Annotated in this window: 1 protein-coding gene; it reads left to right on the top strand. The window is 69.1% G+C overall.

What is annotated here, in order from left to right:
* Positions 1-74: 74 nt before the first annotated feature.
* Positions 75-2,132 (top strand): rifamycin-inactivating phosphotransferase (gene rph, locus V6U90_RS33155; protein ID WP_334445084.1); only part of this gene is annotated, 2,058 nt, incomplete at its 3' end.

Here is a 2,132-nt window from a genome sequence, read left to right as displayed (position 1 = left end):
CCATCCGCGCCCTGGAGGACCAGGCCGCATAACCGAGTCCTCCACGATTCCAGGGGATTGACAGAGGTATCGCAATGATCGACCGGTACGTGTTGGACCTTCAAGAGGTTGACGAGATGCAGGTCGCGGTCGTTGGCGGCAAGGGCGCGCACCTGGGTGGGCTGTCGCGGATCGAAGGCATCCGCGTGCCGGCTGGCTTTTGCGTGACGACGGACGCCTTCCGGCGGATCATGGCGGAAGCGCCGTCGATCGACGATCAGCTCGATCAGCTGTCGCGCCTGAACCCGCACGACCGGGAGGCGATCCGCACGCTCAGCGCGGAGATCCGCCGGACCATCGAAGGGATCGCCATCCCGGGCGATCTCGCGGCGGCGATCAACCGCGCGCTCGCCCAGGTCGGCGAGCAAGCCGCCTACGCCGTCCGATCCAGCGCGACGGCAGAGGACCTGCCGACGGCCTCCTTCGCCGGCCAGCAGGACACGTACCTCAACGTCGTGGGGCCTGCGGCGATCCTCCAGCACGTCAGCCGGTGCTGGGCGTCGCTGTTCACCGAGCGGGCCGTGACCTACCGCCAGCGCAACGGCATCGACCACCGTACGGTCCACATGGCCGTGGTCGTACAGCAGATGGTCTTCCCGGATGCGGCCGGCATCCTGTTCACGGCCGACCCCGTCACGGGCAACCGGAAGGTCGCCACCGTGGACGCCAGCTTCGGCCTCGGCGAGGCCCTGGTCTCCGGCCTGGTGAACCCGGACCTCTTCAAGGTGCGCGACGGCGGGATCGTCGCCAAGACGGTCGCCGCCAAACAGCGTGCCGTTCACGCCCTGCCGGCTGGCGGTACGCAGGAAGTGGCGATCGACCCGCAGCGGCAGGAGCAGCCTGCGTTGACTGATGCGCAGGTCGTGCGGCTCGTGCAGCTCGGGCGGCGGATCGAAGCGCACTTCGGCCGCCCCCAGGACATCGAATGGTGCCTGGTCGGCGAAGACTTCCAGATCGTCCAGAGCCGGCCGATCACCACGCTGTATCCCATCCCCGAGACCGGCGACGCAGAAAATCACGTCTACGTCTCCGTCGGCCACGGGCAGATGATGACCGACCCCATGAGGCCCCTGGGGCTCTCCATGTGGCAACTGACGGCCATGGCGCCGATGCACGAGGCTGGCGGGCGGCTGTTCGTCGACGTCACCCGGCGCCTGGCCTCGCCCGCGAGCCGCGCCGGCCTCCTGGAGGTGCTGGGGAGGGGCGATCCGCTGATCAGGGACGCGCTGGAGACCGTCCTCGACCGCGACGACTTCGTCCCGACGCTCCCGGACACGGGTCCCGCCGGGCCGCCGGCCAGCGGCGCGTCCGCCCCGATCGAGACCGATCCGGCCATCGTCACCGAGCTGATCGAGCGCAGCCAGGCCTCCATCGCCGCCCTGCGGCGCGACATCCGGACGAAGACCGGACCGGCACTGTTCGACTTCCTGCTGGAGGCCTTCCAGGAGCACAAGCGAGTCCTCGGTGATCCGCTGAGCATGCAGGCGATCATGGCGGGGATGGAGGCCACCTGGTGGCTCAACGACCAGCTGCAGGAGTGGCTGGGCGAGAAGAACGCGGCCGACACGCTCACGCTGTCCGCCCCCAACAACGTCACGTCAGAGATGGGACTGGCGCTGCTCGACGTCGCGGACGTGATCCGCCCGTATCCGGAGGTGGTGGCGTTCCTGCAGGGCGTCGAGAACGGGGGCTTCCTGGACGAGCTGCCGAAGCTCGCGGGCGGGACCGAAGCGCGCGACGCCATCGAGGCCTACCTCGACCGGTACGGCATGCGCTGCGTCGGCGAGATCGACATCACGAGGCCGCGTTGGCGCGAACGCCCCACCACGCTCGTGCCTCTGATCCTCGACAACATCAAGCTCTTCGAGCCGGGCGCCGCCGAGCGGCGCTTCGAGCAAGGGCGGCAGGAAGCGCAGAAGAAGGAACAGGACGTGCTGGCACGCTTGCGGGCCCTGCCGGACGGGGAGCAGAAGGCCGACGAGACCAAGCGGATGATCGACCGGCTCCGGACCTTCATCGGCTACCGGGAGGTGACTGGTCAGGTGGTCGCTGCGCCGGTGGGTAGCCAGGGACAGCCGGCGACGAGTTCGGTG

Origin of the sequence: Micromonospora sp. CPCC 206060 (assembly GCF_036906895.1) — a bacterium.
Classification (GTDB): domain Bacteria; phylum Actinomycetota; class Actinomycetes; order Mycobacteriales; family Micromonosporaceae; genus Micromonospora.
The sequence above is the reverse complement of the archived record's forward strand: the minus strand, read 5'-3'. Positions and strand labels throughout refer to the sequence as shown.